Source organism: Bradyrhizobium sp. NBAIM14, assembly GCF_020193895.1.
GTDB lineage: Bacteria > Pseudomonadota > Alphaproteobacteria > Rhizobiales > Xanthobacteraceae > Bradyrhizobium > Bradyrhizobium yuanmingense.
Genome location: NZ_JADYVQ010000006.1, coordinates 112,528 through 138,846 on the forward strand (window position 1 = coordinate 112,528; position 26,319 = coordinate 138,846).

Here is a 26,319-nt window from a genome sequence, read left to right on the forward strand (position 1 = left end):
GTTTGCAGGGGTTTGATGCTTCGGGCGTCGGAACCTTGCAATTTCATTTTCGGGATTCCGTCGAATCGCCAACCATGATTCCGTCATCGCATCGGAGGTGGCGATGCGACCGAAGGAGCACAGGACGACGGGATCGGGCGATCTGTTCCGGGCCAGGCTGGACCAAATCATCAATATGAAGCACGAGCTGGTTCAGCTCGCCGGCAAGGTCGATTGGGACTGGATCGACGGCGAGATCGCGCCGCTCTATAGCGAGAATGGTCGGCCCGGGATCGCGAGCCGCTTCATGATCGGGCTGTTGCTGCTCAAGCACATTTACGGGCTGTCCGATGAGGGGGGTGTGCGAGCGCTGGGTCCACGCCCCATATTTCCAGTACTTCACCGGCGAAGAGTTCTTCCAGCACGCATTCCCGCACGAGCGCTCGGACCTGAGCCACTGGCGCAAGCGGCTCGGCGACAAGCTGGAGCTGTTGCTGGCCGAGAGCTTGCGGGTGGCACACGAGGCCGGCGCGTTACGCAGCCAGGACATCAAGCGGGTCACAGTCGATACCACTGTGCAGCCGAAGGCGATCACCTTCCCGACCGATGCCAAGCTCTTGCACGCGGCGATCAAGGGGCTCAACCGTCTGGCGAGGAAGCACGGGGTCAAGCTGCGGCAGTCCTATCTGCGCATTGCCAAAACCGCGACAATGATGGCGGGACGCTACGGCCATGCCAAGCAATTCAAGCGGCATCAGCGGCAGTTGCGCATCCTGCGCAGCCGACTGGGCCGGATCATCCGCGATATCCGCCGCAAGATCGAAGGTCAGGCTGTGCTTGAGAACACGTTCGCCCTCCCGCTCAGCCGGGCCTCGCAGATCCGCTCGCAGCAGCAGCGCCAGCGCGGCTTCAAGCTTTATTCCTTCCACGCCCCGGAGATGGAGTGCATCGGCAAGGGCAAAGCAGCCGCGCCTTACGAGTTCGGCGTCAAAGCCTCCATCGTCACCAACAACCGCCGTTCTCCCGGGGGCCTGTTCGTGCTGCACGCCAGGGCGCTACCCGATAACCCGTACGACGGTCACACCTTGCGGGACGTCATCGACCGCACCGAGACACTCACCGGCTGCGCGATCGAGCGGGCCTATGTCGACAAGGGATACCGCGGCCACGACGCACAAAATCCCCGACGGATCTTCATCTCCGGCCAGAAGCGCGGCGTCTTCGGTGTCATCAAGCGCGAGCTGCGCCGCCGCTCCGCCATCGAACCCATCATCGGACACCTGAAGGCCGATGGTCACCTCGGCCGCTGCTACCTCAAAGGCCGCGCCGGCGATGCGGCTAACGTCATCCTCTCAGCCGTGGGCCACAACTTCCGCCGCATCCTCGCCTGGCTCAGAGAACTCTTGTGCCTCATCCTGCTCCAGCTATGGCGCACGTTCGGCTGTCGCGCCGCGCTCAATTCGCCTTCTTAACGGACGACTAGGCAGATCGACGGGCCCTTGCGTCGGAGGGCGCTCTTAGCTCAATGCCGAGTTTCCCGAGCACCTGGTGCATGACCGCGCTTTTGATCTCGCGGGCGATCTCGTTGCGTATCTGGGCACCGAGCACCCGCTCGGCATCGGCATCGCCTGTCAGACCATGCTCGGCCAGTCGCTCATCCAAGCGGGTTTGAAACTGTACGCCCATCGCGTCGACGAGGCGCTCCTGCATTTCAGCATAGTCTTCGGGTGCGATGCGCCTCACCACGCTTTCCCATGGTTGCCAGCGCGCTGCTAAATAGTCCGGAAATTCCGCGGCTTCCTGGTTCCGCACCGATGCCTCGGCCCTGGCCACATCGTCCTCGCTCACGTGAGAGACGTTCATGAAGCGCATGTCGGGAGCGATGTGCCGCAGCTCCAGCGCGTCCCGCAGCTGGGTCTGATAGGCAAGGTAGACCTCGATCTCATCGACGTCGGGATAGGCACGACGAAGCGAGTTGACCCTCTCGCGCGCGATTCCGTCCAGAGCTTCCAAGCGAAACATGACGCGGCCGTGCTGGAGCAGTTCGCCCAGTCGCCCATCATAGACGCCGTCCTCGACATCAGCGTTCAGGCGTGCAGTCTGCATGCCGTTCCAGGCCAAAGTAATGCGATCTTCGCAGCTCGCATTCGCTCCCGAAGCCAACTCGAAATACTCCTCGCGCAAATGCGGCCTGACGGCTGCCTGCCGCAAATCTTCGGCGACCGCTTGGCGGAACGCCTCGTTGCCATAGTTCACCGTGCCCCGGAGCCTGTCGAGGAAGCGTGCATAGTCCGCGGCCCCCGGTTCATGGGCGAAGTGCTGCCAAGTGGCCATTGCCGTGGGCTCGCCCTCGAGCCAGTCCGCGGCAACCTCTTGCAGGGACCGCGGCTGAACTTCCACCGGTCCATCCGCGGTTGAGAAGAAAACCTGAGGGCCGGCATAGTCTCCGGCATGCATCGCCGTTGCCAAGCCGGCCTGCACCCGCTCGGCGAGCGGATTATTCTCCAGATCAACGCTCGAGTCACTGCTTAGCTGCGTCAGCAGGGTCTCGGGTACGTTGGTCAGATAGTTGTTGCTGGCGCCGAGCCATATCAGCTGGGGCGGGACCGTCTCAGGCAGGCTGGTCAGCCGGTTGTGGCTGGCGCTGAGCCATTCGAGCTCGCCGGGAAGAGGTTCGGGCAGGTCCGTCAGCTGATTGTACTCGACGTTCAGACGCTGGAGCCCTGCTGGAAGCCCGGGCAGTTGGGTCAGGCGGTTACCGCGGGCGTCCAACTCCTGAAGCGTTGCTGGTAGGCGTTCGGGCAGGCTGTTGAGCTGATTGTCATCGACATTCAGGCGGCGCACCCCGGCCAGAATGGGCGCAGACAAGGCGGTCAGGGACAGAGACGACAGATCTAGCAGCTCGTTGATATCACCCGCGCGCCGCCAAGCCCTCGTTCGACTGACCGCCTGTTGCCGATCCTCATTTTGCCCCTGCCCGTCTTCGGCAGCCCAATCCGTCAACACCTCCTCCTGCCAGGCAGTGGCCTCGGCAGCGGACGCCTGCACGTCCGTCAAGGCCTCTCCCCATTGCGATGCGCCCGCAGAGCCCAGTTCGGAGCTTTCCGAATTGGAAGTTGCGGAAGGAGTACCAGGGCCGAGCTGTTCTGCATTCATCGATGTCGTCTTTTCGGTAGCAAAAATTAAGCGAACTCGCCGGGGCGGCGCATCTTAGAACCGGTAATCCCCAACCATGGATGGCGCTCCACCGGCTAACTGCAATGAGCTGCGATCACAGAGCGGGGCCGTCACGCACGACTGGCGCGAATACGCTGCTGCGACACCGAGGAACTGCAGACGGTGCAGCGAACCCGGGCGAAGTCTCGCCTCCTGGATCGGTTGATGTTGAGGTCCACCCTGGTCTCGCCTGCCAGATCTGTGCCCATTGAGCCGAGCCTGCAAGCGAGTAGCGACGTTCATGATACGAGAGCTAGCTGTCGATAAGCTGACGGACCGCGGAGCGACAAAATGGCGAATGGTCCCCATCAATTTCTCAACCTTAGGCTCAGCGCCCCGCAGGCGAATGAATTCGAGCTGGGCCGACTGATGCCGGGCGCCGGCACGCCGGCAGCGGCGCGCTTGCGCCGGCAACTTTGCTGTCGCTTGCGGCGAGGCGGCCCCACTTCTCCCCGCGTTCAAACGCTTGTGTTATAGCTGAGCTTAAAAGCTTGCAGCCCATCGCGCCTAACGCCGCTCGCCCTTGGCTACGAGACCCGCGCGCACTCAAATGCTAACAACACGGGCCCGTTAAATTCTCCGATGACGAGTTCCTTGCGTTTTTGACATCGGCCACGTGAACCGGCCATCCCCCTCGGCTTACCGTCGCAGACCTCGACAGGCAAGCGCCCATGAGACGCTCTTGATCCGTGCACGTTCGACTGAATGACCGGACGGCTGTATCTGCACTGATGCGACAGAGTTTATATGTCGAGCTCAGTGTAATCGAGCGGCGCCGCGATCAATGAACTTGAGCATCGACTGAGACTTGTTGATCTCGCATGAAACTCGTTTCAGTATACGTATTGCTATCTCCTCGGTCGCAATCAGCCCCACTCTCTCGCAGGCTACCCCAAAATGATGCATCACCTGCTCCTCGGAGGGTGCGATACGATTCTGCAACACGCTGGTCGTCAATGACGAGAGCATGTGCTCGACGACGTCATTCTCCGCCTGGCTCAAGACCTAGTCCTTCTGATTTTTTGTTCAGTTCCTTTGGCGACCACATCGCATAGAGTGTCGCTGCGACGGACAGTCATCTTCAACATCGCAGCTTCATGCCCGTTGAACTCTGCTTTCGAGAGATGGTCGTTTACCTCACCTGCTCGGACCGCTTATCCTCAGCACACGCGCACGGCTTCAGATTGCGTGAGTTGCACGATTCTGATAGCTCCACAGCGGCATTCCGCTCTTTTGGAGTGTGCCGACCGAATGATGGTACAAATATGGAAGGGGCCCTAATTCCGACCTTCCCAATCAGAACGCCGTCAAGATGCGACACTCGAGAAGCTATTCTCTGGCAAACGTCCTGGCCGGCCTAGCCTCCGGCCTTTCGGCTCAACGCATTGCATGTCGTGGCGTAGCCCACGATCTTCCGACGCGGATGCTTTCCTCGAAACTCCAGAAATCTAGATTGAAACTCAACCGCCGCCCCTTTCCGGAACATCGAAAGGTCGACGGTGCGCAGTTGCTTGTTGCGCGTGACCACCACTGTTGAGCATTTAACGATGTCGCCGGCGCAATCGATTTCGCCTAGCGCCCTCGTGAGGGTGGTTTGAAAGGACATAAGGCCTTCCGAGCTTTCACCGCAGCGTTCTGCGCGGCATCAGTGCTGCGGGTCATCGCCTCTGGCCGGAGTGACCGGCTATTCCGTTGGAGTATCTGCTTGCGAGCGCGGGCTGTTTAGCCAGCGCGCTTTCGCTGTTGCGTTAAAAGCGCCTACGGCTGTGGTCAACCATATTTCTGCTGCCTGCATCATTCCATCATTGCGATCTGGCGACTCCAACTGATCAGTGTAGGGGCAATGGCTGGCCCGGCGCCCCGTGTGACGACGGAAATGGCTTTCCTGGCCATCGCCCGCAAAACGAGAAAACTAGCAATCAGCAGGCCGTCCTCTCGGTCTCCATTTGCGTTGCGCCGTAACGCATCAGCAAGCGGACAACCTGTCGCAACGTGAGATTCAAGCTAATAAATCGGTCTTCTGAGGCGTGCACAGCGGATGTCGATAGCAATGATTGTCTGTGGAATGCTCATTTGGCTCGACACTGCGTCCAGCCGACATTTTACCTTGGATCCAATCCCGGCGCGTGCGTTTCTTTGATTGGCTGGCGCGCGCCGTGGATCGCAGTCAGCCTGGCTCGCCTTCCTCAAAATCGCACCACCGCGGCTTTCCCATTATGTTGATGAGGTCCACCTCGGCCCATCGATGATTCATCGGGTAAGCGACTGCGAATGGCCGTAGCAGCGCGGGACCGACCACCATCGGAGCTCGCAATGAAGCCGCCATCGCCTTATGCCGCTTGGGCCGCTAGAGGTCGACATCGCTACGTTCGGGCTCGCGAGCTGCTGGCCTAAGTCAGGTCGCGCCCAGCGCCTGAACAGGCAACAAAGCCGTCAAACGCTTGCATATTCCGCTGCCATCGACCATGGGGACATGCGTTGTGTGTTACCAGCTCCTGCTTGAGCCGTCTGCGTGGCGGGCATGGGCTTAACTGCTCTCCGGTGTTGGCGCACCAATCAATGAGCGCTGGAATTGTGCAAGGCACACGACCGCGGCGCCGTGAAAACGCGAGGATCTGCCGCGATTTCTCGTCACACGCGCGGTGTAGGGTGATATTGATTGATAGAGTTGCATACATCCAACTGCTCGCCGCCTACCGCGAAGAACAGGCGGGAGGTCGCAAGTTCTCGGATCAACTATTCGGCAGGAATGCGGAGCCAAGGAATGGCCGCTCGGTGACGATAGATATGCTTGATACCCCAGGGACGAAGTGAACTAGATCTGTGATGACTTCAATTGATGATACATTAAGTGAGATCAGATGGCTGCGGAACGAAGTCTGGCGCTGCCGTCGATTCCTTAAAAGGGACCTACCTGACGCAGAGCGCAAGGCCGTTGAGAGGCGTCTGCTTGAACAGCTTTCTGCCTTTGAACGGCTCTTGTCGACGTCGTTTCCTTTGACTTTGAGCCCTAAAGTGTATTCGGCCAAGAGCACCACGATCGGACGAAGCGACTCCCCTGAAGCGCCCATCGAGAACCCCGCAATGGCATCAAGCGGTTCCTCCGGGAAGTCGATGGGCGGCTAAGAGGCTTCCTAGCTGTATCTGTACCTTGAGCCCGCCAGTCAAGACCAGGCTAATTCCCAGCTGAGAAATCTGAGGAAGACCGCTATTGAAGAAACATCCAACGCGAGGATACCGGCGATCTTTTGCCAGTTGTAGCCGATTTAGCCAGCTGCCGGAAAATACTTGGTTGCCGGGCACAACGCCATACCATGATGAGCAGCACGGATTTCTGCAAATGTCCGGCCGCAACCACTGCAGTTTACGCAGATTCCCCTTCCGACCAGTTAGGCCGATGGCAATCTCACGACGGCCTCAAAGTCAGCGAATGGCAGCAGCTCAGAATAAAGCGCAACTGCTGCAGTACGAAATCGAAGTTCGGAGCGCATTACAACCTCGTAACACGCGTGGGCGCACATCGATCGTTGATCGAGGCGAATCGATTCACAGAGCTCAGTGCCCCTGATAAATGAACTGCGGCTCGGCAGGCTGATGCTTCAGCCCGATCGACTTTCGGCCAAGGGCCAAACTCCGGCTCCCGTCAGTCTGGAACACCTAACTGTCGCTCGATTTCTGCGACTGCCGCTCGGACGCCTCACTCTCGATGGAGGACGACCGGAAGCCTGTTGAGACGCCGTCTCGGTCGGTCGTTTCTCTCCGCCGCGATTGGCATCCTGCGGCGGCATTCTCCGCGCAAGTTCTTGAAATTGTCCCTAAGACAAAACATGGCCACGTCCGCATCGCCACGCCCTGTAAAGCGGTTACAGAAGCGCATCACGTCCGGTCTGCAGGAGGTCAAGACTTCCTCGGCCCGCCGATCTCGCGCGCGAGCGTAGCCTGTGCACCACGCCGTTGCGATCGCGATCACGATCGCAATGAGGGCCGCTGCACAGCGATGCGCATTGGGAATCCAGCTCATTCGTCGCTCATGACCCACCAAATCTGTCTTAAGCCGCATATCGGTAACTATTACTCTTTCCTCAATCTGTTTACCGGCGCCTCGGCAGCCATGGTCGCGCTGTTGCGGGGCAGCCGCAATGATTACGGCCTCCCGAATCATCGTCCCGCCACGAATAACACGCTCGTTGCGAAGACACGGAGGTCCAACAGAGATCGGCTGTTTAGCATGTGCGGCGATGCTGGCTCCCAATATGGCGTTCTGCCTTCGCAAGGCCTACAACCTGACGCTACGGTCGATTCAAGCACTTTGAGCGTCGTCCGGCATGTGTGAATCGCTCTGAGACGGGCATGCCCTCATTGGGCGCAGCAGGACGAACTCCCGACAACTGCGCGCCGGACCGGCTGCCTCCGGGGTAGGAACGTTACCGATGCTGGTGGATGACGCTTAGCTTAGTGAAGCGGTTGAAGCCGCAAAGGGCACGCATCGAGACGATCAGTAACAAACTGCGTCGACGCAGCTCCTTTTGTTCGCGATCCGATTTGCAGAGTCAAAAGAGTTCGGTAGATGGGTTTTCCGAGAAGCACAGAGGTTTGGACCGACAGGCCAGGATACCTTGCCTGGTGGTGATTGTCGCAACTGCCACGTACCGTCCATGACAGCCTCATGCGGCCTGCTGCTATTCACGGTGCGCAATTGCTTGAAACCGGCTCAGCAGCTTCGACCTTGAGCCCCGCTGGCACACCGGTTGCTAGTAACACCGGCAGAACGTCAGCCTTGGTGCGGCCTAGCCGGAACACGGAAGACACCATTCGACGTTGACTGCTACAGGTCTTTCTGGGACCGAGGGCTATGTTCGCGAATCCACGATCTAGGAGAAAAGCGAGACTTCACATGAGGAGATTAGCGGTACGCGAGTTTTCCAGGGTCGGCAGGTTAAGTGTTATGGCCTCAGCCATTCTGGTTTCGCCAGCAGCAGGCGCCAATGAGGATTTGATGAGCGCCGCCAAGCGCATTTTCAAGCCGATTCCCTCAACCGTTCCAGCGGTGAAGGACAATCCTATTACCCATGAAAAGGTCACACTTGGCAAATCCTTGTTTTTCGATCCGAGGCTATCGGCGAGCGGGGTTATTAGCTGCAACACGTGTCATAACCTTGGGACGGGCGGGGTAGATGCCGGCCCGACGTCGATTGGTCATCGCTGGCAGCTGGGGTCACGTCGTGCGCCAACAGTCTATAACGCAGTCTTCAACGTGGCGCAGTTCTGGGATGGACGCGCGGCGGATCTTAAGGCGCAGGCCGCGGGCCCTGTCCAGGCCAGCATCGAAATGAATGCGACGCCCGATCGCGTGCTCAGAACATTGAATTCAATGACCGATTATGTCGCTATGTTCAGCAAGGCTTTTCCCAACGATGCGACGCCAATTACGTTTGAAAATTTCGCCAAGGCCATCGAGGCTTTCGAGGCGACCTTGATTACTCCCGCCGCCCCATTCGATCAGTACCTCGAGGGCGATGAATATGCTCTCACTGATCAGCAGAAAGCTGGGCTAAAGCTATTCATCGCAAAGGGATGCTCCTCTTGCCACAACGGAATCAACGTCGGTGGACAAGAATACTTCCCGTTCGGCATGATTGAAAAGCCCGCCGAAAGGCTGCTTCCGAGGGAGGACAAGGGTCGCTTTGCCATCACCAAGGATCTCGGGGACGAATATGTTTTCCGCTCCGCGCCGTTGCGGAACGTCGCGTTGCGCCCTCCTTACTTCCATTCCGGTCAGGTTTGGAGTCTTAAGCAAGCGGTTGGCGTGATGAGTGAGGTTCAGCTTGGCGCAAAGCTCAGTGATGAAGAATCTGACGAGATTGTAGCGTTTCTGAATTCGCTCACCGGGCAGCTGCCAAAGATCGATTACCCGATGCTGCCAACGCGGACCATTGCAACCCCAAAACCTTGCCTAGACAAATAAGCCTTCACGATAGCGACACGCGGCGTTGTGATTAGCGAGGAAGATACCGCTGCCGCAGCGAAATCAGGCGATATCGCGGTCCAAGCTGGAGCATTTAGCAGGCTGCAATTGCGAGCCTCGAGTCCCAACGGTTCGTCGCTGACGCAAGAATTCCTTCGGAGCCTGTAAAAGTATCCAACTTGGGCAGCTCAATCCTGGGTCACCTCGCGTTGCAACAAAGGCCCGCGCGCCTGAGATGCGCCCGCGACCGGTGCGGCCAGGAAGACGTTCTCCCGTAGCTCGCGGGCACAGCATCTCATCTCACATCAGCCCTTTTTCCCAAGCGCCCCGCTGCCGACTTTCACCTCCGCGCACACCGGAAGGTGCGCCAAATCGGGTGACATGGACTTGTGCATCATTGACGAGTTTTACGGCCGCATGTTCGCCAAAGCACCATCTCCAATGCAAGAGGCGATCGATCATCCTCAGCTTCCACTTCGTAGCTCCTGCATGTGCGGTTGGTGACGCGAGCGTCCAAAGCCCTACAATGACATGCGGCGATTTACGCCGAGTGGAGCCCGATACAAAGCCTCCTTCACCGCTAGACGCGCAGATATTCATTGAAGCGGCACGCGGATTGCTGGGCAGGGATCAACCAGTCGCGACGGCGGAGCCGGAGTTCCAATGAGGCTTATCCGATTCATCCAGATCGATCTAGCTTTGATGCTGCTCGCACCCGAGAATGCAGGGGCCACGACTATGGCGACCGGCGCAAACTTCAAATCGGCTAGCAACGCTGTGGGAGGCTTGATGCGGATTTCTGATCCCGAGCCAGTATTCAGCTCTGGCGCGAGCCGACATCTTTACCGTCAAACCTCTCAAGCCGGGCCATTTGGACATTCAGCAGAAGCCCTCGGCTTTGCCAAGCAGGCTGAGAACGTCGCGTTGCTAGGTGTCTCATTGGCAAGCGCAACCGGGCAGCGTCCGATTGTCACAATCCTCGCGGCTGGGAGATGAAGACGCCTCTGGTCTTAACACCGTTCTGCAGTTCGCCGCCGCACCTTATGCCCTCACCCGAGTAGAGACGCCGTGCTGGAGCGGCACGGACTGGATTTTCGGAGGCATGGTCATGATCTCCATTGCAGTGATTGTGCTCGTGTCTTGGATGGGAAGATACAGCACCGGCGCAGGTTCATGAGAGAAGCAAAAGCGGGCTATATAGAGGTTACGTTCAACGGCTCTCTCGCAAACATTCCGCTAGATGCGCAATTCAGCGTACCAGCCAAAGGCGTCACAGCGACTTTTGGTCCGCCCGGGTGCGGCAAGACCACACTCGCGCGCTGCATCGCGGGCGTGCAGCGTCTGCCGAACGCATTTTGTGCGGTCGATGGAGAGATTTGGCAGGATGAGACGACATTTCGACCGCCTCATCTGCGTCCCGTCGCATATGTATTCCAGCTACCAACTCTTTTCTCTCATTGGTCTGTACGGCGCACCCTTCTACATAACGCGTCAAAATCGACACCGACACTGATCGATTTTGATGGTGTGGTCGAATTACTCGCCTTGGCGCCACTGCTCGAGCGTTCGCCATCGCATCTTTCCGCGGCCGAGCGACAGCGACTTGCGCTTGGCGGCGCGTTGTTAGGCCAGCCTAGGCTGCATTTGCTGGACGATCCACTCGTTGTGCTCGACCGCTCCGCCAAATGCGAGATCCTACCATTTCTCGAGCGCCTGCGGGAACAGCTCCCACTGCCGATGATCTACATCAGCCATGACATCGCTGATATCGAGCGTTTTGCCGATCATCTTGTCATGATGAAAGATGGCGTCATGACTGCGGCAGGGCCGCTCCATGTCGTTTAGAGCGAACCGGCGCTTGCCAGGCGCCGCGACGCGGCAGTCTGTCTTGATACCGTGGTCGGCGGCTACGGACGCTATGGGCTGATCATGCTCCGCCTAGAGGGGGCACGCCTTCTGATACCTGGAGTGCCGCTTAGACCGGGCGCGCAGCTGCGGCTCCGCATCGCAGCCGGCGACGTCAGCATTGCGTGTGAGCGCCCGCGTGCAAGCTCTATCCTCAACGTATTTCCGGCACGCACAAAGCCTCTCTGCCGTTCGACGAGGCAGAGGTCACCTTCTTCTGACTGTTGAAATTGGCCGTTCTGGCGTAGCTCTTGGCGCGCATCACGCGCCGGTCCTTTGATGCGCTACGGCTCAGCGATGGAGCGGACGTATTCGCCGAGGTCGCTCGCGCCGTTCCGCTTGCGGCTGCCGAGCGGTGCTTGCAACACCCGCCACGACCCGCATGAGAACCTCGACAGATATTCCCCGACAAGAGAAACACATCAACAGGATCCCAGCCGTGATCGATGATCTGGATCAGATAGGTCCGTATAGTGTGGGGGCAATTCACTACCGCCCAAAAGACGATGCCGATAGGCTACTCGCCCAGTTCGCTCAGGATATCGCGCAGCAAGGCCTACGCTTCGGCGGCATCGTGCAGCGACACTCGATGCGCGCAAATGTGACGCACGTCATGCTCACAATCGACGTTGCGACGGGACAAGAGATCTCGATCTCCCAGCCACTCAGCAGCGGAGGTCCTGTAATCTCGGTACAAATGCGCTTGCCAAGGCCGCAGCTGTCCTTTCCCAGGCACTTCGCAACAAGTTCGATCTTCTCATGACCAACAAATTCGCCAGACAAGAAGCAGCTGGCCGGGGCCTGCGCGCCGAATTCGTTGACGCGATCACCCGAGGCGTAGTCCTAACGGCCGTTCCGAAGAAATGCCTTGCCGACTGGCGACCCTTCAGCGTGGGCGTTGGCACGCTGCTGCCTTGTGATCGTAAATAGTTGGAGCGAAGCGCTTGGCTACTGATTTTTCAGAACTTAGCGCTGATCGACTCTCCAAGCGCGCGAGCATGCTCGTATCAAAGCCGCTGGAATCCACTCCCGAGAACGGATGGCATATAGTTTGCTTCAACAGTGAAATCACGATCTACAAAAGCAAATTTGTGAGGACAGCATGCTCGGAATTGGAAGTCAGTTGCCGCCGTTCGAAATCACAGGCGTGAAGCCAGGTTTTCAAGCGCAGGAAGAAGGAGGACAGAGTGCATTCGAGACGCTGACCGAGGCGAGTTTTGCAGAAAAATGGAAGGTCATCTTCTTCTATCCCAAGGATTTTACCTTCGTCTGCCCGACAGAGATCGCTGAGTTTGCGCGGCTCTCCAAGGAATTCGCCGACCGCGATGCGATTGTACTCGGTGGTTCGACTGACAACGAGTTCTGCAAGCTCGCTTGGCGGCGCTCACATGTCGACCTGCACAATCTGCCAATCTGGCAGTTTGCAGACACAAAGGGAACGCTCGTCGATGGTCTTGGCGTGCGTTCACCTGAAGGGGTTGCTTATCGTTACACCTTTATTGTTGACCCCCAAAATACGATCCAGCACGTCTATGCGACCAATCTCAGTGTCGGGCGCAGTCCTAAGGACACGCTCCGCGTTTTGGACGCGCTGCAAACCGACGAGCTCTGTCCCTGCAACCGCGAAATCGGCGGCGAAACCTTGAAGGTTGCTTGAGGCAGCATGTCGTCGATCGAACAACTAAGCGACAGGATTCCAGATTTTGCGAAGGATGTCAGGCTTAACTTGACCTCCTTGGTGGCCGATGAGACGCTTTCGCCACAGCAAAAATACGGGCTGCTGCTGGCGAGCGCTATTGCCACCCGCAACGCAGCCCTGATTGCCGCGATCGAATCGGCTGCCGCCGCCGTGATGACATCTGTGGCGATCGCCGCAGCAAAAGCCGCAGCCTCCCTCATGGCAATGAACAACGTTTACTACCGCTTCGCTCACCTCGTTTCCAACTCGCAATACAAGACGATGCCGCCACGGCTGCGTATGAACATCATCGGCAATCCCGGCGTCGACAAGTCCGATTTCGAGCTGTGGTCGCTTGCGGTCTCGGCCATAAACGGCTGCGGTGCTTGCATCGATGCCCATGAGAAGACACTGAGAGCCGCGGGCGTCAGTTCCGAAGCGATCCAGACCGCCGTACGCTTTGCCGCGATCATGCAGTCAGTGGCGATCGCAATCGAGGCCGCTGGGCCCACCCCCTCTCGGGCGAGGGGCTGATCCTTCTTCTGCCATACGATCGACTGCGTTGTGGCGCCACTCAGTGACGCCACAACGAGCCCTTTGCGGCTCCCGAACGAGCGGGACATCTGCAAATCATGTCTTGCGCAGCGTCCGCATGAAGAGCGTCTTGCTCGAATTCCAGGCGCCGTGCAACTGACGCGGAATGCGCCACACATGCGGTGAGATCCTATCGCCTAACCTCGGTCGCACCACGGCCCGCCCTTTTTTCCACCATCACCCAAACTTGAACAGCACTCCATATCCGCCGCGCGGATGGCTCCATTCGATGTCGCCGGTGGGCTCGGCGATCACGCGGCAGGTACCGCACTCGATGCAGCCGTCAACGGTTATCTCGACCTGGCCGTCGTCATTGAGCTCGTAGCATCGCGCGGGGCAGGCTTTCAAAAGTGCAAGTAGCTGCGGCGATGGCGTCGTGTGCGCACGGACCTTGACGTGAGGATGACCGATGTCGACAAGATAGCGGTTGTAATACAGCTTGTCTTCGACGCGCACTGGGGGTTCGACATTCATGCTTTGACCTTCCATTGTTAGCCTTCACGCTGTCCCGGTCAGCGCCAGGCCCGTGCAAAACGATAAGCATCGCCGAACAGACCTGTCCATGACCTCGCCTTGGCAAAGGATTTCAGGGTCGCCTTCTCCTTCTCAGCCTTGGGCGTACCATCGACGCGCACAAAGTTTTGCATCGCCTTGGAGATGAGCTGCGGATAGGTGAGAAAGAAGTTTTGTGAGTGCGTATGCATCAGGGGCGGCAAATCCTTGTACTTCTTTAGATCTTTGATGACGAAGGAGTCGTCCAGCATCTTCTTGTAGATCGCCAGATTTGTTGCACTCATCGGCTCGCCGCGCGATTTCACCAGACCTATCGCTTCGGCGGCGATACGGCCGGAAGTCATCGCGAGATTGGAGCCCTCTCGATGAATGGCATTGTTGAGTTGGGCCGCATCGCCCACGACGACCCAGCCTTCGCCATAAAGCTGCGGGATCGACTTGTACCCGCCTTCAGGAATGAGATGCGCCGAATATTCCTTGACTTCGGACCCTGCTATCAGGGGCGCCACAGAAGGATGCCTCTTGAATTGATCGAGCAGGCCGTAGGGCGTCCGGCCCGTGCGCTGGAAGTCGGCAACGAGACAACCGATGCCGAGCGAAATGCACTCTTTGTTGGCATAGATGAAACCCATCCCTGTCATGCCGTGGGAAATGGTACCGGCCGCCTCGATCACGACGCCTTCATCGCCCTTGAGATTGAAGCGCGCCTCGATAGTCTCGCGAGGCAAGAAGTGCATCTCCTTCACCGCGAGCGCAACGTTATCGGGTCTCGGCCGCGCGCGCAGGCCCGCGCGCGTCCCGAGCAGGCCATTGACCCCCTCGGCCAGCACGACGACATCGGCATGTATTTCGCCGTCTCGGCGATCTGTACGAACACCGACGATTCTTTCACGCTCGTCCCGTACAAGCTCGGTGACGGTCGTCTCGCACAGCACGGTCGCGCCAGCCTCCCGCACCTTGGAAGAGAACCATTTGTCAAACTGGGCCCGTATAATCGTATACCGGTTCGGCCGTTCCTCGTTGAAGTCGTCTGAGCGGTAATGCATGCCGACATGGGAGCGATCGTCCATCATCCAGAACCGCTGCTCGATCAGATGACGTTCGAGCGGCGCCTCCTCTCGAAACTCGGGGACCAGCTTTTCCATCATGTCGGCATAGAGGATGGCGCCCTGCACATTCTTCGATCCGGGATATTCGCCCCGCTCGAGCTGCAGCACCTTCATGCCGCGTTTGGCCATGGTCAATGCCGCCGCATTGCCGGCCATACCGGCTCCGACCACGATCGCATCGAATCTCTCTTCAATCATCATCATCTCCTCTAGGCCGTCGCGATCCGGGCGCGCGAATTCGGCAAAAGCCGGGCGCGAAATGCGGCCGTGAGCGAGGGTAGCAATTGCATGGCGTCACTGACGATCGCGAGATGGGCGAAGTCGAAGATCGGAGCGTTCTTGTCAGTATTGACGGCGACGATCAGATCCGCGCCCTCCACACCAACCCGGTGCTGGATCGCGCCGGAAATGCCGGCGGCAATATAGAGCTTTGGCCGGATGGTCTTGCCCGTCTGGCCGATTTGCCGGTCAGACGTGACCCAGCCTTTTTGCACCAGAGGACGCGAGCAGCCATATTCAGCGCCAAGCAGCGTTGCGAGCTCGCGCACCAACCGAAAGTTCTCAGGCGATCCCAGTCCCAGACCGCCCGCAACCACGACATCGGCATAGGCCAAATTGGACGTTTCTGCATCGCGGTCGGGTAGGAACGACAATATTTTTGTGACAATATCGTCTTCGATAAGACCGAGCGGATGGACGATGATACGAGCGGCATCGCGTACGACGCGCTCAGGCATCGGCATGACCCGCGGGCGGACGGTTGCCATCTGCGGACGATAATTCAAAGTATAGATTGTGCAGAGCAGCGAGCCGCCAAAGGTCGGACGCGTTGCCGCAAGCGAACCATCGGCGTCGACGTCCAGCGCGGTGCAGTCGGCAGTGAGCCCGGTCGACAGGGTCGTCGCCACGGAACCTGCGAGATCGCGACCGAGCGTCGTCGCCCCCAATAGCAGGATCTCGGGCTTGTATGTGTTGACGAGTTCGGTTAGCGCTTTTGTATAGGATTCGTTGCGGTAATCCGACAAAACATTGTCGCTCACGAGATAGGCCAGGTCGGCGCCATAGCAAAAGGCATCAAGCGCGGCGTTACGTGTGTGCTGCCCCTCCGGACCGATAACGACAGCGGCAAGATTCACTTTTAGCCTGTCGGCAAGCCTGCGCCCCGCCCCCATGAGTTCCCAGGAAACCGGATGCACCTGGCCGCGCTCCAGCTCAACAAAGACCCAAACGTGTTTGTACGCCTTAAAGTGCTCCGGCAGTTCCTTTTTTGCTGCTGCGCGGCCGGCCGCCGCCGGCATGGCCGTTCTGGTGACATTGCTCATACTCAAAATTCCCCTCAAAGATAGGCGCGCCCGCGCCACAGGTCGCTTTTTAGCTTCGTTGACTGAAGATCACTTTTGGTCAGCAGGTGGCCGGTTGCTCTGCCCCGTCAGCCTGGTCCGACCGGCCGCACAACAAGACCCGTCGTCGCGATAGACGTACCGGTCCGGCCGGATTTGGAGAGGTCTTCCACACTGGACCCTTGCGCGCCGGGTTCGACGAATGCGGCCGCGGTGATTCTGACCGGTCGCTTCCATGCCTGAGTTGGCGTGTCCGTTCGCTGCGCAATACCTGCGCCTCACTTTCGGCCCAGCGGCTCCACATTGACTGTGACGGCGAGGGCGATCCCCGCAACGCACCTGTCACGCAATCCATCCCGAGCCTCCAGCGCCGACAACCCGCATGCGCCGACCTTGGCCCTCTTCCTAACGTGCTGTCCGCCATGAGATGGATACAAATCTGAGCGGAATCGGGGGCCGATTTGATGGGGATGACGCTGTGCATACCCTCTCCAGGTGTAGCGCGAACGGGCGACTTATCCATTGACCACCATCTGACCGTCGATACGGAACTTCGATCGCGTCAAAGACCATTTCGAACGGACCTGCGCGATCGTAGGCCACGAGATGATGCCGCAGCGCTCGGCAGGCAGTAAAAGCAGCATCATGGGTCTCCTTCAATCTCATCTCGGACGACTAGCATCTGTCGGCAGCGATGATCATACCGGCAGGACAACAGCAAGTGTCGTACCAGTTGCAAAAACCCTTGAAAGTCAGTCGAAAGTAATGGTTTGGGAGACACTTGAAATAGCCGCTGATACCGTGGACACGACCAGTCCAGACATGGGTCGGGAATACGACAGGCGCCGCTCGGGTCGTGGTTGCAGAGAGTTGACCCGGATAAGGACGAAGGCTGCACATCGGGTTGCCATGGCGCCCCGCCGGCAAACCTTGCTTGCAGTGGACCGCGAGATCACTTCAGCTCGCTCAACGGGACAAAGGCAGCGGCCTTCTTAGGGTCTGCGACGGCATCCTTCAAAACCTTGAACACTCGCTGGTCGATCGGTGACGATGCCACGAAATCGGCATAGGCCTGCTCCAGCATCGCCTTGCACCGAGCTCTGATTTCCGGCTCGGCGGCACCAGCAAATTGCTCTTTGGCAAGATACTGTCCCATGCGCTTTAAGATGTGAAGGCGCGCGACATTCACGATCTTAGGGTCGTAATCGACGCCTAGCAGCGAAAAAAAATCCTCTGCCGACGAGGCCTTGCTGAGCCGAACCAGGATACCGGCTGCCGGGGATGAGTTGATCATCGAAACTTCTCCTTCAGATTAGCTCTGGACGGTCAATGAGATGGGGTTGCGCCTGTTGACTGCTGCCGTCCTGCCTCGCACAGCTGATGCGCACGCCACAACCCGGAAAGCGGTGCTCTCAACTTCGCTGCCCAGATCGGCGGGTCCGCCGGTGACGAAGCCAGTCCCGATGAAGATCCGGGATCAATGGCCAAACCACGATCTAGGTTGACGCTCGTCAGGACGGTCGTCGGACCGGAAATCAGCCGCGCGAGAAGATGCCGATTGGCAGTCCGGGGACGGCTCGTCATTGTGTAGGAGATCACAGCATGTATGGCGGAACGGGAACTAAGATTTGGAGGTGAGATCGCGCCAGGGATCTGACGTGCGAAAGCTGGGCGCCGCTTGCGCCATCAGCGACATGGGACACTGTCCTTGCGGCGCGTCGGTTTGCGAAGGGTCGACGCAAACGTTGCTGGGCACGGCTTTTCACGCGGGCTGGGTTGCCAAGCATCCGCACACGTCGCGCCAGATCGCCGCCACGGTTTCGCGCTCGACTGGCAGCTTGTGCTCGATCGCATACTTGCGGACTTGCGACAGGATCTGCCTGGCTTGATCGTCGCTGGCGACGAGCTGCAGTTCATCGAGTAACGCGGTGATCGCCGCAAGTCCGGAATGCTTGCCGAACACAAAGCGGTTGCAGCGGCCAAGCAAAACGGGATCAAGCGATTGATAGGTGCGTCGATCCTTCAAAAGGCCAGCGACATGAATGCCGGATTCGTGCGTAAATACATGCTGTCCGACGATCGCCTTGTTCATAGGAATCGCACGTGCGGCCGCGGCTGCTACCACCGTGGCGACGTTCTCGAGCTCCCGGAGTATGATGCCGGTCTCGCGCCCGTAGAGCTGCTTGAGTGCGACCGCGATTTCCTCGAGCGGTGCATTTCCGGCCCGCTCGCCCAGCCCGATGACGGTCACTGAGGCGTGGCTCGCGCCAGCCCTGATGGCGGAGAGCGTGTTCGCGGTTGCGAGTCCTAAATCATCGTGACCGTGAAATTCGAGTTCGAGATCGGTTGTCGCACGCAAATTTCCGACCAGCGCGTAGGTCGCGTCGGGATCGAGCACACTGAGCGTATCTGCAATACGAAAACGACGCGCGCCCGCGGCTTCTGCAGTCGCCATCAGCCTGATGAGAAAATCAATGTCGGCGCGGGAGGAGTCCTCACCACCGACGGCGACCTCAAGTCCGCGCTCACAGGCATAGCCTACCACTCGCTTCACCCGTTCTAGCGCCAGGTCGCGATGACCACCTAGCTTGGCCGCGATCTGAACATCGGAGGTCGGGATCGAGATATTGATCATGGACACCTTTGCTTCGATCGCCGCGTCGACGTCAGATTCCCGCATCCGGCACCAGCCTATGGTGGTCAGCGGAAGATCTGCTTCGACAATGGCGCGGATGGCGGCGATCTCCTCGTTGCCCATCGCCGGCGTTCCCGCTTCGATCTCCGTGACTCCGGCCCGCGCCAGCGCCTGCGCGATCGCCAGCTTTTCCTCTGTGGTGAACGCAACGCCAGGTGCCTGCTCGCCGTCGCGCAATGTCGTGTCGTTGAGCACGGTAGGCTTGGCGCGCACCTGGTCGGACCAGGACGATTTGGCGGCGGTGCTGGCGGCAATCACGCGAGAGCTCCTCATTGTTTGACCTACCTACGCTTCAGCAACCAGCATGCCAGCCTGCCATCCCGTCCAACCCATTGACGAATGACCCCTTCCGTCCTCGACCTTCTTGAGCAAATGAATTGTCGCAAATGCGACAGGTCATGAAGCGGACGCCTTGCCTGTTGCTACGCCGAGTTCGAACGTTAGCAATTGCGGCTCGCCAGGATGTGAGAATTGTCGCGGTCCACTTGGGCCCGCCGCCGCCTTGGACACATGGTCACTCGCTCACATCGAAGCGGCGTCGGCCGCGCCCTCAACCTCCCGCGCGACTTACCAAATCCGGCGAGGCTTTCTCGGATGACGGAGCGATAGCGGACGCTCCTGGCAGTTCAGATGGACAGTCTCCGGCAACGACCGGCCGAGCCGCCCGGAACAGAAGATCGCGCCGGCGCTCGGCCATCCGGCTCTCACCGCTTTCTTCGCCGAAGCACAGGTTGAAGTCGTCACATTGCTTGCACACAGGTGTTGTGCACATCACGAGCCCTTCATTCTCGCAAAGCATGCGGTAGAAGAAACGCTTCCAGCGCATATTGTTGACATTGCGCGCGGCGAGCGGCGCGAAATGGCGGCTCAGCAGCCGAGAGAGCTCGCCACGATTGCGCAAGCCGAGCGCTTCCCACAGGTGGTCTGGCTCAATGGCACGGCGCGCGATCATCGCAGCCAGCCAGCGGCCGATATCCCCTTCCGTCGAGCGTTGCTCGAGCAAGAGATCGCGCAACATTGCGATCTCGTCGTCCTCTTCGCACTCGAAATCCGAGAGCTGCTCCGCGAGCTTGATCTCAAGCGAGGGAAAGTACTGCTCCAGCAAGGCCACCAGTTCAAGGCCGGACAGGCCAGCCTTCTCGGGAAGAGAGCCACCATCCATTGTGGCAGCCGCCAGGATAGACGCCAGGACATGGCGATCGAGATCGCTGTCAATGGTAATATCGGCATCTGTAGGAGGCACACCGGTGAGCATGCGATAGGTTGCAATTCCCCTGTGCATCTGGCTGTTGATATCAACGGCACAAGCAGCCGGCGACGGAAGGAAGTGCGCTTCGAACATAATTTTGCGGGTTTCCACAATGGTCAGGTTTGCGTGCCGCATCCTGGTTTTGATCAGGGTCGATCGTCAGAATGCCGGCCTCCCGGGATGGGCGGTGAGGGAGACCGGCATCCGTCGCGCGCCTTTACAAGGCCGCGACTCGCGACCTTTACGAGGCCGCGAGTTCGGCGGCGGTCTTGCCGATGATGGATTCATCCACGGGCTTCATGATGCCATGCTCCATCAGCATGTCCTCGAGCTCGTCCATGGAGATTGGGGTCGGGATGATGCCTTTGCCGCCATTGTTATGAACCTTGGTCGCAAGATTGCGATAGTGATCGGCCTGCTTGGAATCGGGTGCATATTCAAGCACCGTCATGCGGCGTAACTCGGCATGCTGCACCACGTTGTCGCGTGGCACGAAGTAGATCAGCTGAGTGCCTAGCTTCTTGGCCAACGCTTCCGCCAGTTCCAGCTCCTTGTCGGTCTGCCGCTCGTTGCAGATCAGACCGCCCAGCCGCACGCCGCCAGAGTTCGCGTATTTCAGGATGCCTTTGGAAATGTTGTTCGCAGCATACATCGCCATCATCTCACCGGACATCACGATATAGATTTCCTGCGCCTTGTTCTCGCGGATTGGCATCGCAAAACCACCGCAAACGACGTCGCCGAGCACGTCGTATGAGACATAGTCAATGTTCTCGTAGGCTCCGTTCTCCTCCAGGAAATTGATCGAGGTGATGACGCCGCGGCCGGCGCAGCCGACACCCGGCTCAGGACCACCGGACTCCACGCAGCGAATGTCCTTGTAGCCGACCTTCATTACGTCCTCGAGCTCGAGGTCCTCAACGCTGCCGGCGCTCGCTGCAAGGCTCAAAATCGTGTCTTGCGCCTTGGCGTGCAGAATCAAGCGGGTCGAGTCCGCTTTCGGATCGCACCCTACAATCAGAATTTTCTGACCCATCTCGGCCAGCGCCGCCAGCGTGTTCTGCGAAGTGGTCGACTTGCCGATGCCGCCCTTCCCGTAGAACGCGATTTGTCTCAGTGAAGACATGTTGCTCTCCATCAACCGATTTGCCAAAAGTTGCGCGCTTCTTGCGCGCGAGCTTGTTTCTCTCTCAGAAACGGGGGCACACGGGTTCGAGGGAAGGAGCGCATCGCTCGTGTTACGCGTCGGCGTGCACTCAGCCCTCACTCAGTGTTGCTGTCGCTTATTAGCAACCGCCGTGCCAACGCTTGACCGCGCTCCTTAAGCTTCTGATTACGTTTCTAAAAAACACCAGCCGGTGAGTGAGGCCTTGGCTATTTTGGATCTGACAGGATCTGCGCGACTGTCAGAAAACTAACAACGACCACAACAATCTACGCGAAAAGCCGATTTGGCGAGACCTGTTCCGATGCCTTCTGGTGTGGAACGGCACTTTGTCCTCTTCTCGCAAGCCGGGCGATCCTAGGACAGTGAATATGCCGGTCGGGCTCGAAACCTGGCGGACCAGCCGCGAGTGTTGCAAATACGGTACGGCGCTTGATGCGCTGACATTGGAGATGATCGGCAAGAAATTCGAATGGGCTCCCGAAAGCAGCCGCGCCATGCCAATCGTTCAGCTCAGCGCGCCTACATAGGTATGTCGTGGCGACAATCATCTTTTATCAGAAGCCCGGCTGCGCCACTAACGCGCGTCAGATTCAAGCTGAAGTCCGACGTGATCGCCCGAGACATCTTGAAAGATTCATGGGATGCGGAGAAATTGCGCGGCTTCTTCGGCAATGTGCCGGTCAAAGCCTGGTTCAACCGAGCTGCCCCCCGTATCAAGTCAGGCGAAGTCAATCCGATACTATCGACCCGGCAAGCGCGCTCGCATTGATGATAGTCGATCCGCTCCTGATACGACGACCGCTGATCGACGTAGACGGGGCACGATGTGCCGGACTCGATCATGAGCCCGTGCTGTCCCTGCTTGGCGGCAACACGCAAGATGATCTCGGCGGATGCTTGCACGAAGCAAACCGTACGCGTTGTCCGCAGACGTGAGAAACGGGCGGAGGGTACCCACCGCTATCAAGCGAGGCAGAGATGCCGTTTCCCACTTCCGGCTTCCTTCACCGGTAGTAAGCGACGGGACCTTCCCTGAGACGCTCGCACGAGTGACTGCTCCGTAAGGGGCATCGCCTCTATTGCGCTCGAATGCCGCGCTTCTCGCCTGTGTAGTGTGTGAGAGGCCGCCGCAGTTGCCGCCTTTATCGCGCATGACCTCCGCGGCACGGATTGGATCACAGCACCAAGGCGAGAAGCGGTTTCTTGAAGACATTCTGCTCTATTCAATTGAATAACGATCAGAACAGATCACAACGCTTCGCGGCCGTGATCCTTATGCAACTTAGCGGCATAATTGCGCTATGGCCGCTCCCATTTGATCGGTATCAAATCCTCCGCCATTCCCCAGTGTCACAGAGATCTCGCGCGGCTCTTCGCGCCGATTTTGGAATGGAGAATTCGATGAGAACAAGGACAGTTCTGACGAGGGCATCGCTCCTCGCGCTCGCGACCTCGTTGGCCAGCATCTCGGTACAGGCTGCGGATCTGGGTCGGACGCCGGTCTACTATAAAGCGCCTCCGATCGAACCCTTCAATCCATGGATGATCCGCCTGCGCGTGCTTGGCGTTTTGCCGGATACCGCAGGCAGCTCGGTCAGCATCGCCGGGGCCCCCTCGCTGTCCTCACCAAGTTCTGGCCTTTCGATCAGCGATCAAGCCGTACCCGAGCTCGACATCACCTATTTCTTCACAAAAAACGTTGCCGCCGAACTCATTCTCGGCGTGACCAGCCATCACATCAGCGGCAATGGCGCGCTCACTGGCCTCGATATCGGCAAAGCCTGGCTGTTGCCGCCAACACTGACCCTGCAATATCACTTCACCGAATTCGGCGCGCTCAAACCCTATATCGGTGCGGGCATCAACTACACCGCATTCTTCAACCAATCGGCAGCCAATACGTCGCCCGCCGGTCTTGCGGTGACGGATTTGCACATCAGCAACCAATTCGGCGCGGCGGTCCAATTCGGCTTCGATTACATGCTTGATCGTCACTGGGGCCTCAACTTTGACGTGAAGAAGCTGTGGCTGCGGCCGGAGTACTCCGCGACCGTAAACAATGCGATTGCCGTCACCGGGCGCGCCAATATCGATCCATGGCTCGTCAGCGGCGGCGTCACTTACAGGTTCTGACGCTAGAACAGGAGCAGAATGGGGAATCCGTTTGATCATTCCGGACGTACGAGCTCATCGAGCGCGTCCCCTAACCTCACCGCTGTGCAAGCAGGGAGCGAGATGACGCGTCAAGGACGCGTCATCTCACGAGAAGCGGGGAGCCATTCGCAGCATTGCTCTCGCTGTAAGCTACGGATCGCGCGGCATGGAGTGACGGTACACAAACAGATCGACCCAGCATGTGTTCATATTCTTGTTCGCGTTGCAAAAGGCGCCATTTGCCGATCGGCCCGGAGAAAAAAGGCAACACCCGCGCCGAGGTCAATGACCTGCTGTTCGCAGACCCAGAGCGTGAGGCCTCCGCTCAACCTCAGACGATCCTAGCTCCGGGCGGCCAGCTCATGGACTGACAAGCCGTCCATGCTTGCTAGCCCGGGCACGTGGCCGCTGGGCGAAGCCTCTAGCTTCGCTTTAGCACCATCACAAGGCGGTCGACACGTTTGCCCTGCTTGAGGTGGGAGTTTACGATTTCGTCAACGTCCTCAGGCGTGGTCGCGCGATACCACACTCCATCGGGATAGACTACCATCAAGGGACCAGCGTTACAAAAGCCAAGGCAGCCTGCCATCGTGAAGCCAATATCGTTGAGGCCTTGCGCTTCGACCGCCTTGCTCATTCGATCCCACAGGGCTTGCGCGCCAAAGGCGCCACAGCTGCCGTGCGGATGAGTTGGCGGACGCTGCATGTTGCAGGCAAAGACATGATGCCTATAAAGTTGAGGAAGTTCGAATTCGGCTTCTGAGTTCATGCGCCTGTCCTGTGATCAATGGGCTTCATCTGAAAAGATGACAAGGTGCGAGCACGTCGCTCCCACAATCTCTTACGATTAAACGCTGCATCGAAGACTTTGATGCTACTGATTCCCACTCGCGCTTGCCAATGCTGGCGAAATGAGCGGGTGCCATAGTGGTTGTCATCGCTGAAGATCAGCGATAGACACCTTCGCGTCCGGATCAGCCTCTTTGATCAATTCCAACCTCTTCTGCCATCATCGCGACCTTTTTACTCCCGCATCACTTGCTCATCATTCAACTTCTCCAAAGCAAGTTGCACACCAGATGCGTAACGTTCGTTTGTCCAACGATCCCTTCCTTTTCGCGGCGCGACTCACAATTATTGCGCAGGTTGCGACAACGTCGTTCGCTTCTGTTTCGGACACGACAAAACTCGCATAGCATTTGACCTCCCGCCTCGGCCTGCTGCTGTGTTCCGTCGCTGCCGATCTATCGTTTGCTCAACAGATAGCGCCTGTCGCAAGAGCCCAACGAGACAGCGATGATTGCTGAGCCACCTTTGAGGCTGCAGACCAAGCCGGCCGCAATCCCGATTGGCAGGAACGTTAAACCGGCAACGCAGCGGCCCGCAGGCTTCCCACGATACACGTCAAGACGCGCTTGCAGCGGCAAATTTGCGACGAACAACGAGCACCTGCTCACATGCATTTGCTCCTAACGGGTCCTAGCTGACATCCGCTAAGGGCCTCGCACGAACGGAGTGGCATGGCAGTTGCAGCGCAGGCAATAACGCCAGCTGCGTCCGCCGGCCAAAGAGTTTTGACACAGGATCGTCATTCCTCCTCCCCAAACGGTCCTGTCAGTCTGGGCCCCACATTCTCCCAGCCCAGACGATGCCCTCGGCGAACTTCCAGCCGCCGGGGGCATTTCCCTCTCCAACATATCGCCTGCAGTAGGAAGCATGTCCTGCCTGCCCGCTCGATTTGGCGAGCTAGTGCAAGGGCAGCTTCTTGGTGCGACGGAGGTCGCGGAGTGGCAGGGCTGCAATCCGCGCAAGGTGCCCGTTTTGTCTCACAAATCAACAGCCGTGACACGCATCTGCCAACGCTCACGAGTACGACGGCTTCATCCGACGGCAAGGCGCCTCAAGCAGCTTGAGCATAACAAAGCGATAGGCCCGTTAGTCCGGATGGATCGTGATATCCATGGTTTCGTCGCTGTCCGCGAACGGGTCGGCAGACCGATCGTCCTCCAGCAGCCTGACGCCGCACAGGCAGACGTCACCTTCGATCACGGCGAGCGGTACCGGCTCAAGCGATTGTCCATCGCAGGGGCCGTCGATGCACATCCCAGTGTCGATCTCGAATCTTGCGCCGTGCCGGCCGCATCTGAGAAAGGAACGGTCTGACGAGAAAAACGCACCGGTGCCGATGTTAAGCCAGACGCTCTCATGCGGACAACGATTGACGTAACCAAAATAGTCGTTGCCGAAGGTGCGCACCACAATAATTGGAAACGGGCGGCTCTCGCCCCTATCATCGATCCGCGACAGGCTGAAGCCCATGGCCCCACTCCGCTCGAGGGCATCGGCCGGGCAGACGGCAAAAACCTCCGTCTTATCGCTCATCAGGTCGCCGATTATCGGTTCGCTCATCCCGGCCTCGCAGTTTCCTGCTTGAAGGCTTCGATCGCAGTCCGGCTCAGCCGAAAAATCCCGCGGCCACGAGCGAGCGGCCGATAAGCCGAGCTGGCACGGGCGTTCAGGACATCAAACCATTGGATCGGCGTGAGCTTCGCCGGACGCTCACTGATCTGGATCACCCTCCCGTCCGGACCGAAGCGGACGTGGATGATGACTTCTTGCGAGCTCATACCGATCCCCTGTTTTGGCAACTCTAAGGATCCCGACCGTACACCGACGATCTCGACTCGGGCACCTTGGCGCGTGGGGGCTCAAGCCGCGCCTTAGACGCCGCGCCTTTTGTACTATCGAGCAGGT

19 protein-coding genes and 3 pseudogenes are annotated in these 26,319 nt (G+C 58.7%); 9 read left to right on the plus strand and 13 right to left on the minus strand.

The genetic code is table 11. The annotated features are described in order from the left end of the window. Window positions 1-103: 103 nt before the first annotated feature. A pseudogene (locus I6F28_RS17140) lies at window positions 104-1,451 on the plus strand (IS5 family transposase). A gap of 7 nt (window positions 1,452-1,458) precedes the next feature. On the opposite strand, the gene I6F28_RS17145 reads toward I6F28_RS17140, so the two are convergent. Both I6F28_RS17145 and I6F28_RS17150 read right to left on the minus strand, forming a co-directional pair. After that, a complete protein-coding gene (locus I6F28_RS17145; RefSeq protein WP_463671687.1) occupies window positions 1,459-3,135 on the minus strand; it encodes an NEL-type E3 ubiquitin ligase domain-containing protein in 1,677 nt (558 codons plus the stop codon). An 816-nt stretch (window positions 3,136-3,951) separates the two neighbouring features. After that, complete coding sequence (locus I6F28_RS17150) at window positions 3,952-4,197, minus strand: hypothetical protein (protein WP_225129534.1); 246 nt, start codon at window positions 4,195-4,197, stop codon at window positions 3,952-3,954. Between the two features lie 3,943 nt (window positions 4,198-8,140). Here I6F28_RS17150 and I6F28_RS17155 point away from each other — a divergent pair. Beyond that, entirely contained in the window at window positions 8,141-9,160 is a 1,020-nt protein-coding gene (locus tag I6F28_RS17155) for a cytochrome-c peroxidase (protein WP_276573429.1), read from the plus strand. A gap of 300 nt (window positions 9,161-9,460) precedes the next feature. On the opposite strand, the gene I6F28_RS17160 is transcribed toward I6F28_RS17155, so the two are convergent. Then, a complete protein-coding gene (locus I6F28_RS17160; protein ID WP_225129537.1) occupies window positions 9,461-9,622 on the minus strand; it encodes a hypothetical protein in 162 nt (53 codons plus the stop codon). A gap of 711 nt (window positions 9,623-10,333) precedes the next feature. On the opposite strand from I6F28_RS17160, the gene I6F28_RS17165 reads away from it, so the two are divergent. The 4 genes and pseudogenes from I6F28_RS17165 to ahpD all read left to right on the plus strand — a co-directional run bounded on the left by I6F28_RS17165 (window position 10,334) and on the right by ahpD (window position 13,277). Beyond that, window positions 10,334-11,005 (plus strand): ATP-binding cassette domain-containing protein, encoded by a 672-nt coding sequence (locus I6F28_RS17165; RefSeq protein WP_225129538.1) that lies wholly within the window; start codon window positions 10,334-10,336, stop codon window positions 11,003-11,005. Window positions 11,006-11,447: 442 nt separating this feature from the next. Then, window positions 11,448-11,995, plus strand: a pseudogene (locus I6F28_RS17170) (DUF2478 domain-containing protein). Window positions 11,996-12,167: 172 nt separating this feature from the next. Beyond that, a complete protein-coding gene (locus I6F28_RS17175; RefSeq protein ID WP_225129540.1) occupies window positions 12,168-12,722 on the plus strand; it encodes a peroxiredoxin in 555 nt (184 codons plus the stop codon). A 6-nt stretch (window positions 12,723-12,728) separates the two neighbouring features. Then, window positions 12,729-13,277 carry an alkylhydroperoxidase, AhpD family gene (ahpD, locus tag I6F28_RS17180; RefSeq protein ID WP_225129542.1) on the plus strand — a complete coding sequence of 183 codons (549 nt, stop codon included), beginning with the start codon at window positions 12,729-12,731 and terminating at the stop codon, window positions 13,275-13,277. 237 nt (window positions 13,278-13,514) lie between these two features. On the opposite strand, the gene I6F28_RS17185 is transcribed toward ahpD, so the two are convergent. The 7 genes from I6F28_RS17185 to nifH all read right to left on the minus strand — a co-directional run bounded on the left by I6F28_RS17185 (window position 13,515) and on the right by nifH (window position 21,369). Continuing rightward, window positions 13,515-13,811, minus strand: a complete 297-nt coding sequence (locus tag I6F28_RS17185; protein ID WP_027571403.1) for a ferredoxin family protein — start codon at window positions 13,809-13,811, stop codon at window positions 13,515-13,517. A 38-nt stretch (window positions 13,812-13,849) separates the two neighbouring features. Then, entirely contained in the window at window positions 13,850-15,157 is a 1,308-nt protein-coding gene (locus I6F28_RS17190; protein WP_225129544.1) for an FAD-dependent oxidoreductase, read from the minus strand. An 11-nt stretch (window positions 15,158-15,168) separates the two neighbouring features. Then, window positions 15,169-16,281 (minus strand): electron transfer flavoprotein subunit alpha/FixB family protein, encoded by a 1,113-nt coding sequence (locus tag I6F28_RS17195; RefSeq protein ID WP_225129546.1) that lies wholly within the window; start codon window positions 16,279-16,281, stop codon window positions 15,169-15,171. Window positions 16,282-17,251: 970 nt separating this feature from the next. After that, on the minus strand, window positions 17,252-17,593 hold the full coding sequence (gene nifW / locus I6F28_RS17200) for a nitrogenase stabilizing/protective protein NifW (RefSeq protein ID WP_225129548.1): 342 nt from the start codon (window positions 17,591-17,593) through the stop codon (window positions 17,252-17,254). Between the two features lie 468 nt (window positions 17,594-18,061). Beyond that, on the minus strand, window positions 18,062-19,252 hold the full coding sequence (gene nifV / locus I6F28_RS17205; RefSeq protein ID WP_463671688.1) for a homocitrate synthase: 1,191 nt from the start codon (window positions 19,250-19,252) through the stop codon (window positions 18,062-18,064). A 292-nt stretch (window positions 19,253-19,544) separates the two neighbouring features. After that, the gene (locus tag I6F28_RS17210) at window positions 19,545-20,336 is read right to left on the minus strand and encodes a nitrogen fixation protein NifQ (RefSeq protein WP_225129644.1); all 792 of its coding nucleotides are present in this window, start codon (window positions 20,334-20,336) and stop codon (window positions 19,545-19,547) included. Window positions 20,337-20,484: 148 nt separating this feature from the next. Further along, a complete protein-coding gene (nifH, locus tag I6F28_RS17215; RefSeq protein ID WP_027571409.1) occupies window positions 20,485-21,369 on the minus strand; it encodes a nitrogenase iron protein in 885 nt (294 codons plus the stop codon). A gap of 410 nt (window positions 21,370-21,779) precedes the next feature. On the opposite strand from nifH, the gene I6F28_RS17220 reads away from it, so the two are divergent. From I6F28_RS17220 to I6F28_RS17230, 3 genes and pseudogenes are all read left to right on the plus strand, one after another. Then, complete coding sequence (locus I6F28_RS17220) at window positions 21,780-21,938, plus strand: hypothetical protein (protein ID WP_225129550.1); 159 nt, start codon at window positions 21,780-21,782, stop codon at window positions 21,936-21,938. A gap of 7 nt (window positions 21,939-21,945) precedes the next feature. Next, a pseudogene (locus I6F28_RS37785) lies at window positions 21,946-22,347 on the plus strand (thioredoxin domain-containing protein). A gap of 453 nt (window positions 22,348-22,800) precedes the next feature. Continuing rightward, window positions 22,801-23,544 carry an OmpW/AlkL family protein gene (locus I6F28_RS17230; RefSeq protein WP_225129552.1) on the plus strand — a complete coding sequence of 248 codons (744 nt, stop codon included), beginning with the start codon at window positions 22,801-22,803 and terminating at the stop codon, window positions 23,542-23,544. 442 nt (window positions 23,545-23,986) lie between these two features. Here I6F28_RS17230 and I6F28_RS17235 read toward each other — a convergent pair whose 3' ends face one another. From I6F28_RS17235 to I6F28_RS17245, 3 genes are all read right to left on the minus strand, one after another. Continuing rightward, window positions 23,987-24,334, minus strand: a complete 348-nt coding sequence (locus I6F28_RS17235) for a (2Fe-2S) ferredoxin domain-containing protein (RefSeq protein WP_225129554.1) — start codon at window positions 24,332-24,334, stop codon at window positions 23,987-23,989. A 1,166-nt stretch (window positions 24,335-25,500) separates the two neighbouring features. After that, window positions 25,501-25,974: a Rieske (2Fe-2S) protein gene (locus I6F28_RS17240; protein ID WP_225129556.1), complete on the minus strand. Its 474-nt coding sequence runs from the start codon at window positions 25,972-25,974 to the stop codon at window positions 25,501-25,503. Beyond that, window positions 25,971-26,192 (minus strand): hypothetical protein, encoded by a 222-nt coding sequence (locus tag I6F28_RS17245; RefSeq protein WP_225129557.1) that lies wholly within the window; start codon window positions 26,190-26,192, stop codon window positions 25,971-25,973. The genes I6F28_RS17240 and I6F28_RS17245 overlap by 4 nt, the downstream gene beginning before the upstream one ends. Window positions 26,193-26,319 lie beyond the last annotated feature (127 nt).

Bases quoted from the DNA above. Each gene is read 5' to 3' on its own strand.
- I6F28_RS17145 (WP_463671687.1), bottom strand. From the start codon at position 3,135: ATGAATGCAGAACAGCTCGGCCCTGGTACTCCTTCCGCAACTTCCAAT.
- I6F28_RS17155 (WP_276573429.1), top strand. From the start codon at position 8,141: ATGGCCTCAGCCATTCTGGTTTCGCCAGCAGCAGGCGCCAATGAGGAT.
- I6F28_RS17220 (WP_225129550.1), top strand. From the start codon at position 21,780: ATGCCGGTCGGGCTCGAAACCTGGCGGACCAGCCGCGAGTGTTGCAAA.
- I6F28_RS17185 (WP_027571403.1), bottom strand. From the start codon at position 13,811: ATGAATGTCGAACCCCCAGTGCGCGTCGAAGACAAGCTGTATTACAAC.
- I6F28_RS17235 (WP_225129554.1), bottom strand. From the start codon at position 24,334: ATGAACTCAGAAGCCGAATTCGAACTTCCTCAACTTTATAGGCATCAT.
- I6F28_RS17245 (WP_225129557.1), bottom strand. From the start codon at position 26,192: ATGAGCTCGCAAGAAGTCATCATCCACGTCCGCTTCGGTCCGGACGGG.
- I6F28_RS17165 (WP_225129538.1), top strand. From the start codon at position 10,334: ATGAGAGAAGCAAAAGCGGGCTATATAGAGGTTACGTTCAACGGCTCT.
- I6F28_RS17240 (WP_225129556.1), bottom strand. From the start codon at position 25,974: ATGAGCGAACCGATAATCGGCGACCTGATGAGCGATAAGACGGAGGTT.
- I6F28_RS17190 (WP_225129544.1), bottom strand. From the start codon at position 15,157: ATGATTGAAGAGAGATTCGATGCGATCGTGGTCGGAGCCGGTATGGCC.
- nifW (WP_225129548.1), bottom strand. From the start codon at position 17,593: ATGATCAACTCATCCCCGGCAGCCGGTATCCTGGTTCGGCTCAGCAAG.
- I6F28_RS17175 (WP_225129540.1), top strand. From the start codon at position 12,168: ATGCTCGGAATTGGAAGTCAGTTGCCGCCGTTCGAAATCACAGGCGTG.
- I6F28_RS17230 (WP_225129552.1), top strand. From the start codon at position 22,801: ATGGAGAATTCGATGAGAACAAGGACAGTTCTGACGAGGGCATCGCTC.
- ahpD (WP_225129542.1), top strand. From the start codon at position 12,729: ATGTCGTCGATCGAACAACTAAGCGACAGGATTCCAGATTTTGCGAAG.
- I6F28_RS17160 (WP_225129537.1), bottom strand. From the start codon at position 9,622: ATGATCGATCGCCTCTTGCATTGGAGATGGTGCTTTGGCGAACATGCG.
- I6F28_RS17195 (WP_225129546.1), bottom strand. From the start codon at position 16,281: ATGAGCAATGTCACCAGAACGGCCATGCCGGCGGCGGCCGGCCGCGCA.
- nifH (WP_027571409.1), bottom strand. From the start codon at position 21,369: ATGTCTTCACTGAGACAAATCGCGTTCTACGGGAAGGGCGGCATCGGC.
- I6F28_RS17210 (WP_225129644.1), bottom strand. From the start codon at position 20,336: ATGTTCGAAGCGCACTTCCTTCCGTCGCCGGCTGCTTGTGCCGTTGAT.